Raw genomic sequence first — 13,131 nt, 5'->3', positions numbered from 1 at the left:
CTCACCCGACCGGGTAAGCACAGATGCTGATCTTGTTGGCTTGACACCAGACATAGAAGCGTCAAGCCATCGTGGTGGGCCAGGGTCGGCGCCGGCACCCAGCACCCGCCGGACAGATCCCGGGCATGACACCCCGAAGGGGTCAGACGCTTCAGGAGTCACAACAGGCGCCGAGCGACCGGCGCCAACCCTGCCAGCCAGCCCCAGGCCAGCCACCACGAACACTTACAGACGCTTCAGCGGGAGTTCGGGGCGCCGCAGGACGTCGAGTGGTCGTACGACCGCGACGGCCGGCTGTGGCTGCTGCAGTCCAGGCCGATCACCACGCTGTTCCCGCTGCCGGAGACGACGCGGTCCGGCGTACGCGCCTTCCTCTCCGTCAGCGCGGTGCAGGGCGTGCTGCAACCGCTGACGCCGATGGGGTTCTCCGTGATGCGCATGTCGGCGGCCGGAATGATGCGAAGCGCCGGCCTGTCCGTCGACCCGTACCGAGGCCCGGCCGGCTTCGTCGCGGCCGGCGGCCGGATGTACGCCGACCTGACCGCCGTCGTGCGGAGCAAGAAGCTGCGCAAGGACCTGCCGCAACGGATGCAGATCCAGGGGCCGCGGGTGGCCGCCGCGGTCGAGCGGCTGCTCACCGACCCGCGGTTCTCCACGCAGCCGGGGCTGCCGTTCCGGCCGCGCTCGATGGTCCGGGCGGCCGCGAGGTACGCGGGTCCGGTCGTCGCCGGCACCGTGCGTGCGCTGGCGCGCCCGGACGCCGCACGCGCCCGTGCGTACCGGATCGCGAGCGAGCTCGAGCACCACACCACGGCGCCGGCGGGGGAGCTGCCCGCGGCCGAGCGGCTGGAGTTCGTCGAGACGGTGCCGCGCGACGTGCTCGGCCGACGGATGACCGGCCTGATCGGCATCCTGATCGGCGGGCTCGGGGCCAGTGACCTCCCCCGAGCGCTACTCGGCCCGTACGCCGAGCCTGGCGACCTCGACGCGGTGTTGCGCGGCATGCCGCACAACCCGACCACCGAGATGGACCTCGAGCTGTGGCGGCTGGCGCGCGCCGCCGAGGACGTCCGCGACGTACTGCTCGTGCACCCGCCCGCGGAGCTCGCCGCTAGGTACCGCGACGGCAGCCTGCCCGACATTGGGCTGACCGAGTTCCTGGCGAAGTACGGCAGGCGAGCGGTGGCGGAGATCGACGTCGGGGTGCCGCGGTGGGTGGAGGACCCGACGCCGGTGTTCGCGGTGATCGCGAACTACCTGCGGGTGACCGACCCCGAGCAGGCACCGGACCGAAGGTTCGCGCAGGCGGCAGCGGAGGCGGAGGCGAAGCTCGTCGAGCTGGTCGAGCGGGCCAAGCCGCGCCGGCCGGTACGGGCGCGGCTTGCCGGGTTCTTCATGCGACGTGCGCGCGCCATCGCGGGACTGCGGGAGCTGCCGAAGTTCTGTTCGCTGCACGGTTTCCAGCAGATGCGGGAACAGCTGCTGGCCGTCGGTGCCGAGCTGGCGGACCGTGGGCTGCTCGACCGCGCGGACGACATCATGTTCCTTGACTTCCCCGAGGCCAAGGCCGCGGTCGCCGGCAGCGACCTGCGCGAGCTGGTGGCGCAGCGCCGCGAGGTCCACGAGCGCGAGATGCGCAGGCGGCACGTGCCCATGGTGCTGCTGTCCGACGGCACGGAGCCGGAGTCCGAGCTGGCGCCGCGGGTGACCGCCGACGGCGCGCTCGTCGGCATGGCCGCGTCGCCCGGCGTGGTCACCGGCCCGGCCAGGGTGATCGTCGACCCGGCCGGCGCGCACCTGGAGCCCGGCGAGATCCTCGTAGCGCCGTCGACCGACCCCGGCTGGACACCGCTGTTTCTCACCGCCGGCGGCCTGGTGACGGAGACCGGCGCGCCGAACTCGCACGGCCCGACGGTGGCCAGGGAGTACGGAATCCCCGCGGTGATCGGGGTACCAGCCGCAACCACCACGATCCGCTCCGGCCAACATATCACCGTGGACGGCTACACCGGCACCGTAACGGTCACCGACGAGCCGGTCAGTGTTGGTTGAGTATGGTGGCGCGCTCCTTGACGTGGGTGGGCACCGGTTCGGTGCAGTCGTCGGCGGTCTGGGGGTCGCCGGCGACCGTGTGCAGGGGGAGCACGCCGGCCCAGATCGGTAGCTCCAGGTCGGACTCCTCGTCCTTCACGCCGCCGGAACGCACCTTCACCGACACCTCGGTGAGCGGCAGGGCGAGCACGGTAGTGGCCGCCAGGTCCTTGCGGGTGGGCTCGCGCAGCGTCGCCGCGCGGCCGGGCACCAGGTGGTCGACCAACAGGTCGAGTGCGTGTCGCTTCTCGGCCCGTTCGAGCTTGCGCGGGGTGCCGAAGATGACGGCACTGCGGTAGTTCGCGGAGTGGTGGAAGCCGGACTTGGCCAGCACCAGGCCGTCCACGTGCGTGACGGTGATGCACACCGTGGTGTCGCCGCCCGCAGTCACCAGGTTGCCCGCCGCGACCGAGCCGTGGAAGTAGAGCGTGCCGTCCGGTGCGTCAGGTGCGTCGGGGGACAGGTCCACGGCGTACGTGGTCGGGAGTACGACGGGGGCGCCGTCCATCACCACGCCGAGGTGGCAGAACATGCCCTCCTGCACGATCTCGTGCAGCATGGCGCGGTCGGTGGCGCCGCGGTCGGCGTTCCTCGTGAACGTGGTCCGCGGTGTGCTGGACAGCGGGGTAGTGGTGACGGTCATGGCTTCAGCCTCGGGTAGAAGTGGCCGAGTCGACCAGTCCATTCGTAAGCTTGCTCGGCAGGCCATTTTCGCTCGGGAGATCGATGTCGCGTTCCGTACCTGTGGAGCTGGCGGTCACGCTGGACCGCGCGGCGGCCACGGCGTTGCCGCAGCAGCTGGCCGGCGCGCTGCGCGACCGGGTGCGCGACGGCGAGCTGCGGCCGGGTGTCCGCCTGCCGTCCACCCGTGACCTCGCCCGCCAGCTGCGGGTGTCGCGGGCGGTCGTGCAGGCGGCGTACGACCAGCTGCACGCGGAGGGCTGGCTGCTCGGCCGGGTGGGCGCGGGTACGTACGTCGCCGACGTGGGCGGCGCGGACACGCCGACGCGTCCGGCGACGCCGCCACGGCAGCGGGCGACGGCGGCTCGGGTAGTCTCGCTGCGGCCCGGTGTGCCGCTGGCCGAGACCCGCCCGCACCCGACCTGGCGGCGCGCCTGGCGCGAGGTGTCCGCATCAGTGCCGCCGGCCGGCTACCCGGACCCGCTCGGCCTGGTCGAGCTGCGCGCCGCCGTCTGCGAGTACCTGGGCCGCGCCCGCGGTGTCGCGTGCCGGCCGGACGAGGTGATGATCACGACCGGCACCTCGCACGGCTGGCAGCTGCTGCTGGACGCGGTGCTCACCGACGCCCGCAGGATCGGCGTGGAGGACCCCGGGTACCGCAAGGCCGTCGCCGCCGTGCGACGCGCCGGCCGGGAGCTGGTCGACGTCCCGGTCGACAGGGACGGGCTTATCGTCGACGCGCTGCCGCGCGACGGCGCGCTCGCCGCGGTCTACACCACGCCCGCACACCAGTTCCCGCTCGGCGGTCGGCTGCCCGCGGGACGCAGGTACGCGCTGCTCGACTGGGCGCGCCGCCACCGCTCGCTGATCATCGAGGACGACTACGACAGCGAGTTCCGCTACGACGTGGCGCCGCTGCCGGCGCTCGCCCAGCTGGACCGGGCGAGCGTCGTGTACCTCGGCACCGCGTCGAAGACCCTGGGCCCCGCACTGCGGATCGGTTGGCTGGTGGCCGATGCGGACGTCGTGGCGCGGCTCGCCGCCTTCCGCAGCGAGGTGAACGACCTCCCGGCCTGGCCCGTGCAGCGCGCGCTGCTCGCGCTCTTCCGCGACGGGCACGTCGACCAGACCGTACGCAGGGTGCGGCGGACGTACCTCGACCGGTGCCGCCGGGTGTGCGCGGCGCTCGCACCGTACGGCGAGATCGTCGGCGAGGACGCGGGTCTGCACGTCAACCTGTTGCTGCCGGACGCGGCGACAGAGGCCAGGGTCTGCGCGATCGCTGCGACAAATGGGGTGGAAGTCGACGCACTGAGCGACTTGCGGCGTTCGGCGTCTGGACCCCGTGGGTTGGTCGTCGGGTACGGTGCCAACTCGGATGCGGACCTCGACTACGCGCTCGCGACGTTGGTCGCGGCACTTCGGGAAGGACGGTGACGTGGCCGACGGGATCGAGGAGCGGGTAGCCGCCTCGATGGCCGAGCTGACGCTCGAGCAGAAGGTGGGGCAGCTGTTCGTCACGTGCCTGTTCGGCGCGGACGCCACGCGGCCGGCCGCCGAGGACGAACGCCACAATCTCGCCGCATTCGGGCTGCCGACTCCCGCGGACATCGTCCGCAAGTTCCACCTCGGTGGTGTGCTCTACGCCGACTGGGCACACAACACCCAGCATCCGGAGCAGGTGGCACAGCTGTCCAACGGCCTGCAGTCCGTCGCCGTCGACGACGCGTCTGGCATCCCGCTGTTCCTTGCGGCGGGGCAGGAGCGCGGTACCGGTGAGCCGCTCTGCGCCACATGCACGCAGCTGCCTGGCGCCATGGCGCTCGGCGCGTGCGGCAACGACCGCGACGCGTACCAGGCCGCGCTCGTCGCCGGGCGCGAGCTCACGGCGATGGGTGTGAACCAGGTGCACGCACCCGTCGTGGACGTCGCCGCCAACCCGAAGAACCCGGTCGTCGGTGTGCGCTCGTTCGGTGCCGACCCCGAGCTGGTCGCGCGGCTGGCCGCGGCGACCGTACGCGGGTGTGCCGACGCCGGCATCAGCACCGTCGCGAAGCACTTCCCGGGGCACGGCGACACCACGGTCGACAACCGCACCGGTGTGCCGGTCCTCGACCGGGACCGCGAGGAATGGCAGCGGCTGGACGCGGCTCCGTTCCGCGCAGTCGTCACCGAAGGCGTGGAAGCCGTGCTCGCGGCGCACGTCGCGGTGCCGGCGCTGGACGAGTCCGGTCGGCCCGCGACGCTGTCCGCGCCGATCCTGACCGAGCTGCTGCGCGACGAGCTCGGCCACGACGGCCCGATCCTCGTGGACTCGTTGCGGATGCGCGGGTTGCGCGCGATGTACGGCGACGAGCAGCTGCCGGTGCTCGCGCTGTCCGCGGGCGCCGACCAGCTGCTCGTACCGCCGAACCTGGAGCTTGCGATCGGTGCGGTGCTGGACGCCGTGCGCCAGGGCACCTTGACCGAGGACCGCATCGACGAGTCGGTGGCCAGGATCCTGCGGCTGAAGCTCGCCCGCGGACTCTTCGACGCGCCGTACGTCGACACCGACGAGGTGGCGGCCGCGATCGGCGGTGCCGACCACAACGAAGGCGCCGCGCGGATCGCCGACCGCACGGTCACGCTGGTACGCGACGACGCCGGTGCCGTGCCGTTGGACCCGTCGTGGCAGGCGGTGCTCGTGGTCGGTGTCGGTGAGTCCGCCACCGCCGCGCTCGCCGAGGAGCTGGGCTCGTACGCGTCCTGGACGGTGGGTGTCGACACCGGGGCGGCGCCGGACGAGGAGGCGATCAAGTCCGCGGTCGCGCGCGCGAAGCACCACGACGTGGTGGTGCTGCTGACCAACCGCGCGTGGGACACGACGATCACCGACCCGAACGCCGGCCAGCGGCACCTGTTGGCGGCACTGCTCGAGACCGGCACCCGGGTCGTCGTCGTCGCCACGAACGACCCGCATGACCTGGTCTACGCGGAGCGGGCGGAGACCTGCCTGGCCACCTACGGCGATGCCGAGGTGTCGATGCGCGCGCTCGCCCGGGTTCTGATCGGTGCCGTCGAGCCACGCGGGCGGTTGCCGCTCGAGCTGCCCTGGACGTCGTGACACCGGCGAAGGCGCGCGATCTGATCCTCCGCCGGTTGCCGCCGTACACCGGCCCCGGCTGTTATCCGAGCGCAGTGCTGCTGCTCGCGCGCAACGGCGTCGTCGGCGTGCACGAGGCGTACGGCGACGCCGTGTGCTACGACGCCGACGGTCGCGTGCTGTCCGCACCGCGGCGCGTGCCGGCACAGACCGACACCGTCTACGACCTCGCGTCGCTGACCAAGACGGTCACCGCGATGACCGTGCTTGCCCTCGCCGAGCGCGGGATGCTGGCGCTCGACCAGCCGGTGCGAGAGCTGTTGCCGGTGTTCGCCGGCGCCGACCGCACGGCGGTGACCGTGCGGCAGCTGCTCGCGCACACCGCGGGCCTGCCGGCGACGATCGCGCTGTGGCGGCAGCCAGCGAGCCGCCGCGACCTGTACGCGCGGGTGGCCGGAGTGCCGCTGCACGACCGGCCCGGTGTCACGTACGAGTACTCCGATCTCGGCCCGATACTCGCGGGGGCGATCTCGAGCAGCTGACCGGCAGCCGCCTCGACGAGGTGGTGCACGACCTGGTGACCGGCCCGCTCGGCATGGTCGACACCGGCTTCCTGCCTACGCCGCAACGGTGCGCGGCCACCGAGGTGCAGCCGTGGACGGGACGGTCGCTCGTCCGCGGCGAGGTGCACGACGAGAACGCCTGGGCGCTCGGCGGCGTGGCCGGTCATGCCGGGCTGTTCGGCACCGCGTGCGACGTGGCGCTGCTCGCGCACGCCGTGGCGACCGACGGCGGCGCGGCGCTGCGGCCTGGCTCGGTCGAGGCCATGCTCGCCGACCACGGCCACGGCAACGGTCTCGGCGTCGACCTGGACAAGCCGAGGACGATGGGCGCGCTCGCGTCCGCCGCCACGGCCGGGCACACCGGCTTCACCGGGACGTCGTACGTGCTCGACACGCGCACCGGCGCCGTCGCCGTGCTGCTGACCAACCGGGTGCACCCCACGCGCGACGGGGGCGCGGTGAACGAGTCGCGGGTCGCGGTCGCCGAGGCGTTGCTGCCCGTGACCGAAGCCGCCACCGCGCTCCGGCCCGGACGTATGAGGTAGACGCAGAGCCGCACTGGTAATAGCAGGTGCCAGCATCTCCCTGGTGATGGGTCGAGTTCCCGGTGCGGGCATGAGAAGATGCGCCGGTAACTTTCCAACGTATGTGGAGGCGGCAAGGTGAGCAGTTCGCAGTCACCGCCACAACCGGGAGGGGTGCAGGTTCGCATCCGTTCGCTGCTTCCATCGCTGCGTCCGGCGGAACAACGCGTCGCCGAGCACATCCTGAACGACCCCAGTGGGGCACCGAACCTGACCATCACCGAGCTCGCCCAGGCCTGCGGCACCTCGGAGACGACGGTGATCCGATTCTGCCGAGCCATCGGGTTCGACGGCTACCCGGGGCTGCGTCTCGCGCTCGCTTCCGATGCCGGCCGTGAGGCCGGCACCGACAACGCCGCTGTGGGTGGCGACATCTCACCGAGCGACAGCCTGGCTGAGGTCGTGCGCAAGGTCGGCTGGCACGACGCGCGCGCGATCGAGGACACCGTGAGCCAGATCGACGTCGAGGTGCTCGAGCAGGTGGTGGAGGCGTGTGCCGGCGCGGGCCGGATCGACGTCTACGGCGTCGGTGCGAGCGCGTTCGTCGCGCTGGACCTGCAACAGAAGCTCTACCGGATCGGCCGGCACGCGTTCGCCTGGTCCGACACCCACGTGATGCTCACCAGCGCCGCGTTGCTCGGCGCCGGCGACGTCGCGGTGGCCATCTCGCACAGCGGTGAGACCGACGACACCATCGACGCGCTGACCCAGGCCCGCGAGCGCGGCGCGACCACAGTGGCGGTGACGAACTTCCCGCGCTCTGGCATCTCCGCGGTGGCCGACCACGTGCTCAGCACCGCAGCGCGCGAGACCACGTTCCGCTCCGGTGCCACGGCGAGCCGGATCGCGCAGCTGAGCGTCATCGACTTCATCTTCGTCGGCGTCGCACAGCAGACCTACGACCAGGCACGGGGAGCGCTCGAGGCGACGTACCTCGCCGTACAGGGCCGGCGCGGCGGTGCGAGCCACGACCGCAAGTCGCGACGCGGTACGGCCTGATGGGCCTCGTCGACGCGCCGACCGAGGAGCGCAACCCGCGCACGACGGAGATCGACCGGCTGCCGACGCTCGACGTGCTGCGACTGCTGAACCACGAGGACTCGCTGGTGTCGCCCGCCGTGGCGGCCGTACTCCCTGAACTGGCCAGGGCCGTGGACGTGGTCGTCGACCGGCTGTGCGCGCACGGGCACGTGCACTACTACGGGGCGGGCACCAGCGGCCGGCTGGCGGCGCTGGACGCCGCCGAGCTGCCGCCCACGTTCTCCGTCGCCAACGACCTGGTCGTCGCGCATCACGCCGGCGGAGCCGTGGCCCTGACGTCGGCGATCGAGAACGTCGAGGACGACGAGGCGGCGGGAGCGGCCGAGGCGGATCGGTTGGGCAGCAGCGACGTGGCGGTCGGCATCGCGGCGAGCGGGCGCACCCCGTACGTGCGTGGCGCGCTCGTCCGCGCCCGCGAGCGCGGCGCGGCGACGATCCTCATCACGGCGAACCCGAAGGCCGAGCTCGCGGCGCTTGCGGACGTCCACGTCGGGCCGGACACCGGCCCGGAGGCGATCGCCGGCAGCACCAGGCTGAAGGCGGGCACGGCGACGAAGCTGGTGCTGAACTCGCTGTCCACTGCGGTGATGGTGCGGCTGGGCCGTACCTACTCGAACCTGATGGTGCACCTGCTCGCGACGAACGAGAAGCTGCGCGGGCGGTCGGTGCGGATCCTCGCCGATGCCACCGGTCTCGAGCACCGGGTGTGCGCCGACGCGCTGGCCGCCGCCGAGGGCGACCTCAGGGTGGCGCTCGTCGCCCTGCTCGCCGAGGTGCCGGCGCCCGCCGCAGCCGCGGCCCTGGACCGCACCGACGGCACCGTCCGCGCCGCGCTCGCCGCGGTGGCCGAGGAACCCTAGTCCTCGCCGAGGTAGGCCTTGCGGACGTCGGGGTTGCCGAGCAGGTTGGTGCCGGTGTCGGAGAGCACGATGGTGCCGACCTCGAGTACGTGCCCGTAGTCGGCGAGCTCGAGCGCCGCCTGCGCGTTCTGCTCGACCAGCAGGATCGTCGTACCGCGCTGCCGCAGCTCGGTCAGCGTCTCCACGATCCGCGCCATCATGATGGGGGAGAGGCCCATCGACGGCTCGTCCAGCATCAGCAGCGTCGGGGCGGACATGAGCGCGCGCCCGATCGCGAGCATCTGCTGCTCGCCGCCGGAGAACGTGCCCGCGTGCTGCTTCCTGCGGTCGTGCAGCACGGGGAACAGCTCGTAGACCCGCTTAAGGTCGGTGGACGTGTTCTGGCCGCGCCTGGCGTAGGCGCCGAGCGTCAGGTTCTCCTCCACGGCCATCCTGGGGAAGATCCGCCTGCCCTCGGGTACGTGCGCGAGGCCGTGCTGCACGATGGTGTGCGCGGCCAGCTTGTCGATGCGGTCGCCGCGGAACGTGATGGTGCCCGCGGCCGGCTGGTGCAGTCCGGAGATCGTGCGCAGCGTGGTGGTCTTGCCCGCACCGTTGGTGCCGATGAGGCTGACCAGCTGCCCTTCCTCGACGGTGAAGCTGATCCCCTTGACGGCCTTGATCTTGCCGTACGCGACCTCGACGTCGGCGACTTCCAGGATGGGGCTCACTGGTCCGTCCTCCCGTCCTCGGCCTCGTCCCCGGGTTCGGCCGTGGAAGAGGTACCGGTGCCCAGGTAGGCGTCGATGACCCGCTCGTCGGACTGCACCTGCTCCGCGGTGCCCTCGACGAGCTTCTCGCCGCGGACGAGGCAGGTGATCCGGTCGCACAGCCGGAAGATGAAGCGCATGTCGTGCTCGATCACGACCACGCCGAGTCCCTGTTCGCGGATCTCGAAGATCAGGTCGGTGACCTTGCCCGTCTCGTTCGGGTTCATGCCTGCGGTGGGCTCGTCGAGGAGCAGCAGCCCGGGGTCGGTGGCCAGCGCGCGGGCGATCTCCAGCCGCCGCTGGTCGCCGTACGACAGGTTCCGCGCCAGCGTGTTCCCGACGCTGGCGAGGCCGACGAAGCCGAGCAGCTCGCGCGCCCGGTCGACCGTCTCGCGCTCTTCCGTGCGGTAGCGCCGGCCGCGCAGGACGGACGTGAGCACACCCGACTTGGTCCGGCAGTACCTGCCGACCATGATGTTCTCCAGGGCCGTCATGTTGCCGAACAGCCGGATGTTCTGGAACGTACGGGCGATGCCCGCGGCAGCGACCTTGCGTGGCTTGAGCTTGAGCGCATTGCCGCGGTAGAGCACGCGTCCGGCCGTCGGGCGGTACATGCCGGTGAGGCAGTTGAAGAACGTCGTCTTGCCCGCGCCGTTCGGGCCGATGAGGCCGACGATCTCGCGGTCGTGCACCTCGAAGTCCACCGCGTTGACCGCGACCAGACCACCGAACCGCATGGTGACGCCGCTCGCGTGCAGCACCGGGGTGCTCTCCGGAACCGGTACCGGCTCGGAAGCGGTAGGTAGGGAGGTGGATGTCATTTCGGCTTCACCTCCGTGTCGGCGACTTCGCCTTCGAGCTTGACGGCGAGCTGCTCGTCCTCCTCGTGCAGCTCGAGCTGGCGGCGCTTGCTGGCGATGATGCCTTCCGGCCGGAACCGCATCATCACGATCAGCAGCAGGCCGAACAGCAGCAGGCGGTAGTCGGAGAAGAAGCGCAGCTTCTCCGGCAGCAGCTTCACGATCGTCGCGCCGAGCAGCACACCGACGACCGTGCCCATCCCGCCGAGCACGACCGCGGACAGCACGAACGCCGACTCCAGGAACTGGTACTGGTCCGGCGTCACGGACACGTCGTAGTGCGCCTTGATGGTGCCGGCGAGGCCGGCGAGGAAGGCACCGCCGGAGAACGCGAGCAGCTTCAGCCCGAAGGTGTTGATGCCCATCGCCTCGGCAGCCCGCTCGTCCTCCCTGATCGCCACCCAGCCGCGGCCGATCCGCGAGTCGTTGAGGCGCATGAACGCGACGATGACGGCCACGGTCACCACCATCAGGAGCAGGTAGTAGTTGCCGAACCGGCCGATCTCGATGCCGAGGACGTTGTGGCTGTCACCGAAGTCGAACCCGCCGATCGCCAGGTCGGGGATGCCGGGGATGCCGTTGGGGCCGTTGGTGAGGTCCGGCCCGTTCGAGCCGTCCAGGTTGTTCATGGTGATGCGGAAGATCTCGCCGAAGGCCAGCGTGACGATGGCGAGGTAGTCGCCGCTGACCCGCAGCGCGGGGCTGCCGATCACCAGACCGAAGCCGGCCGCGACCACCGCGCCGATGAGGACCACCACGATGAACGGCGGGTGCCAGTCGATGGTGGCGAACGCGGACTGCGACAGTATGGCGCCGACGTACGCACCCGAGCCGAGGAACGCGATGTAGCCGAGGTCGAGGATGCCCGCCAGGCCGACCACCATGTTCAGGCCGATCGCCGTGGTGGCGAAGATCAGCACCAGCGTGGCGATCGACATGTACGCGTCGCCGGTGCCGCCGGAGAGCAGCGGTACGGCGAACGGGAACAGGAACGCGACGGCGAACGCCGCCAGCATGGTGACCCGGCGGAAGCGGGTCACGACCTCGCCCAGGTAAGCGATCACCCCGGCGTTCCTGAGGACGACGAAGAGCCCGGTGACGAACACCAGGAAGTCCACGAAGATCCAGGCGTCCTCGCGCGTCACGCCGTAGCTGGCGAACCCGAGCCCGAGCCCCATGGTGATCGCGATGAGCACGATCTGGGCCCAGTCGGGCAGCTGCCAGTCCGGCTCCCTTGCCGGTGGATCGGCGAGCGCCCGGGAGGCGAGGAAGACCAGCAGGCTGCCGGCGAAGACGACCCATCCGCCGGGGTCCACGTTGATCAGACCGCCCAGCTGCACTGCGATCGCGGCCAGGACGAGCGCGACGACCAACAGGGCGAAGAAGCCGACCGTACGGACGCCGCTCTCCGCGCCGGGGAGCAGCGGACGCAGCCCGTCGGCAAGCGGTCCGCGTACGGCGGCAAGGAAGAGCAGACCGACGACCGCGAGCACGATCGTGTACACCTGCGGGCCGATCGGCCACAGGTACACCGTCAGGTCGCCGAGGATGTCGTCGTCGTACGTCCACGGCATCAGCGCGCCTGCAAACATCAGCACGATGCCGGCGAGGGACAGCGACCACGCGACGTTCGCGAAGCGGGCGCGCAGCCAGTTGTCCACTTTGCTTCTCATGCGCGATCGACCACCCTCGCGCCGAGCAGGCCCTGCGGCCGGAACACCAGGACGATGATCAGCAGCCCGAACGCCCAGACGTCCTTCCACGCGCTGCCGCCGAACTGGCCCGGGATGAACTGGGTGGCGAGCGTCTCGAGCAGGCCGAGGACGAGCCCGCCGACCACCGCCCCGTAGATGTTCCCGATGCCGCCGAGTACCGCCGCCGTGAACGCTTTCAGGCCGGCGATGAAGCCCATCCGGAAGTCGATGTTCGTGTACGCCAGGCCGTGCGCGATGCCGGCGATGGCCGCCAGCGCGCCACCGAGCGCGAACGCGACCATGATCATCCAGTCGACGTTGATGCCCATCAGCCTTGCGGTGTCAGGGTCCTGCGAGGTCGCCTGCATCGCGCGTCCGGTACGGGTGCGGTTGATGAACCAGTACAAGAGCATCGTGCAGATCGCCAGGGCGCCGATGGTGAAGAGCGCGGAACGCTGGACGGTCACCCCGAAGAAGTTGATCGGCGTGCCGGTGAGTACGTCGATCTGGGGGAACGGCAGCGCCCGGCTGGAGTCGGGGAAGGTGGGGATCCGTCCGTAGAAGATGCGGACGGCCTCCTGTAGGAACACCGAGGCGCCGATCGCCGTGATCAGTGGCGCCAGCCGCGGCGCGCCCCGCAACGGCCGGTAGGCGAACCGCTCGAGCAGGACGGCCATACCCACAGAAGAGGCGATCGCCGCGATCAGCATGAACGGGAAGACCCACAGCGAGGTGTTGTCGCGGAACAGCGCCAGCCAGACGGTGAGTCCGCCGAACGCGCCGATCATGAAGACTTCGCCGTGCGCGAAGTTGATGAGCTGGATGATGCCGTAGACGACGGTGTAACCAACGGCAATGAGTGCGTAGAGGGCGCCCAGCGACAGGCCGTTGACGACCTGTTGCAGCAAAACGTCCACGCTTGGCCT

The 13,131-nt window shown here is 71.1% G+C and carries 12 protein-coding genes and 1 pseudogene; 8 read left to right on the top strand and 5 right to left on the bottom strand.

The features are described from left to right. The first annotated feature begins 222 nt into the window (after positions 1 to 222). Positions 223 to 327 (top strand): annotated as a pseudogene (locus GEV07_24115) (hypothetical protein). Positions 328 to 438: 111 nt separating this feature from the next. Next, entirely contained in the window at positions 439 to 2,052 is a 1,614-nt protein-coding gene (locus GEV07_24110) for a hypothetical protein (protein ID MQA05668.1), read from the top strand. Here GEV07_24110 and GEV07_24105 read toward each other — a convergent pair. Next, positions 2,039 to 2,776 carry a pyridoxamine 5'-phosphate oxidase family protein gene (locus GEV07_24105; GenBank protein ID MQA05667.1) on the bottom strand — a complete coding sequence of 246 codons (738 nt, stop codon included), beginning with the start codon at positions 2,774 to 2,776 and terminating at the stop codon, positions 2,039 to 2,041. The genes GEV07_24110 and GEV07_24105 overlap by 14 nt on opposite strands. Positions 2,777 to 2,817: 41 nt before the next feature. Between GEV07_24105 and GEV07_24100 the strand changes: the two genes are divergently transcribed. The 6 genes from GEV07_24100 (at position 2,818) to murQ (ending at position 8,902) form a co-directional block, all read left to right on the top strand. Continuing rightward, the gene (locus GEV07_24100; GenBank protein MQA05666.1) at positions 2,818 to 4,209 is read left to right on the top strand and encodes an aminotransferase class I/II-fold pyridoxal phosphate-dependent enzyme; all 1,392 of its coding nucleotides are present in this window, start codon (positions 2,818 to 2,820) and stop codon (positions 4,207 to 4,209) included. After that, positions 4,151 to 5,875, top strand: coding sequence for a glycoside hydrolase family 3 protein (locus tag GEV07_24095; protein MQA05665.1), 1,725 nt, complete (start codon positions 4,151 to 4,153; stop codon positions 5,873 to 5,875). The genes GEV07_24100 and GEV07_24095 overlap by 59 nt, the downstream gene beginning before the upstream one ends. Continuing rightward, the gene (locus GEV07_24090; protein MQA05664.1) at positions 5,761 to 6,396 is read left to right on the top strand and encodes a serine hydrolase; all 636 of its coding nucleotides are present in this window, start codon (positions 5,761 to 5,763) and stop codon (positions 6,394 to 6,396) included. Before GEV07_24095 ends, GEV07_24090 begins: the two co-directional genes overlap by 115 nt. Continuing rightward, the gene (locus GEV07_24085; protein ID MQA05663.1) at positions 6,264 to 6,962 is read left to right on the top strand and encodes a serine hydrolase; all 699 of its coding nucleotides are present in this window, start codon (positions 6,264 to 6,266) and stop codon (positions 6,960 to 6,962) included. Before GEV07_24090 ends, GEV07_24085 begins: the two co-directional genes overlap by 133 nt. Positions 6,963 to 7,079: 117 nt before the next feature. Then, positions 7,080 to 8,000 (top strand): SIS domain-containing protein, encoded by a 921-nt coding sequence (locus tag GEV07_24080; GenBank protein MQA05662.1) that lies wholly within the window; start codon positions 7,080 to 7,082, stop codon positions 7,998 to 8,000. Then, positions 8,000 to 8,902 carry an N-acetylmuramic acid 6-phosphate etherase gene (murQ, locus tag GEV07_24075; GenBank protein ID MQA05661.1) on the top strand — a complete coding sequence of 301 codons (903 nt, stop codon included), beginning with the start codon at positions 8,000 to 8,002 and terminating at the stop codon, positions 8,900 to 8,902. Before GEV07_24080 ends, murQ begins: the two co-directional genes overlap by 1 nt. Here murQ and GEV07_24070 read toward each other — a convergent pair. From GEV07_24070 to GEV07_24055, 4 genes are read right to left on the bottom strand one after another with little or no spacing between them, the layout of a single operon-like run. Continuing rightward, a complete protein-coding gene (locus GEV07_24070; GenBank protein ID MQA05660.1) occupies positions 8,899 to 9,612 on the bottom strand; it encodes an ATP-binding cassette domain-containing protein in 714 nt (237 codons plus the stop codon). The two genes, murQ and GEV07_24070, sit on opposite strands and share 4 nt — an antisense overlap. Beyond that, entirely contained in the window at positions 9,609 to 10,472 is an 864-nt protein-coding gene (locus tag GEV07_24065; GenBank protein ID MQA05659.1) for an ATP-binding cassette domain-containing protein, read from the bottom strand. The genes GEV07_24070 and GEV07_24065 overlap by 4 nt, the downstream gene beginning before the upstream one ends. Beyond that, positions 10,469 to 12,184 (bottom strand): branched-chain amino acid ABC transporter permease, encoded by a 1,716-nt coding sequence (locus tag GEV07_24060; GenBank protein MQA05658.1) that lies wholly within the window; start codon positions 12,182 to 12,184, stop codon positions 10,469 to 10,471. Before GEV07_24060 ends, GEV07_24065 begins: the two co-directional genes overlap by 4 nt. Beyond that, positions 12,181 to 13,122 (bottom strand): branched-chain amino acid ABC transporter permease, encoded by a 942-nt coding sequence (locus tag GEV07_24055; protein MQA05657.1) that lies wholly within the window; start codon positions 13,120 to 13,122, stop codon positions 12,181 to 12,183. The genes GEV07_24060 and GEV07_24055 overlap by 4 nt, the downstream gene beginning before the upstream one ends. Positions 13,123 to 13,131 lie beyond the last annotated feature (9 nt).

Source organism: Streptosporangiales bacterium (genome assembly GCA_009379825.1).
In the GTDB taxonomy this organism is placed as follows: domain Bacteria; phylum Actinomycetota; class Actinomycetes; order Streptosporangiales; family WHST01; genus WHST01.
The sequence above is the reverse complement of the archived record's forward strand: the minus strand, read 5'-3'. Positions and strand labels throughout refer to the sequence as shown.

Bases quoted from the DNA above. Each gene is read 5' to 3' on its own strand.
- GEV07_24065 (MQA05659.1), bottom strand. From the start codon at position 10,472: ATGACATCCACCTCCCTACCTACCGCTTCCGAGCCGGTACCGGTTCCG.
- GEV07_24100 (MQA05666.1), top strand. From the start codon at position 2,818: ATGTCGCGTTCCGTACCTGTGGAGCTGGCGGTCACGCTGGACCGCGCG.
- GEV07_24095 (MQA05665.1), top strand. From the start codon at position 4,151: ATGCGGACCTCGACTACGCGCTCGCGACGTTGGTCGCGGCACTTCGGG.
- GEV07_24060 (MQA05658.1), bottom strand. From the start codon at position 12,184: ATGAGAAGCAAAGTGGACAACTGGCTGCGCGCCCGCTTCGCGAACGTC.
- GEV07_24105 (MQA05667.1), bottom strand. From the start codon at position 2,776: ATGGACTGGTCGACTCGGCCACTTCTACCCGAGGCTGAAGCCATGACC.
- GEV07_24110 (MQA05668.1), top strand. From the start codon at position 439: ATGTCGGCGGCCGGAATGATGCGAAGCGCCGGCCTGTCCGTCGACCCG.
- murQ (MQA05661.1), top strand. From the start codon at position 8,000: ATGGGCCTCGTCGACGCGCCGACCGAGGAGCGCAACCCGCGCACGACG.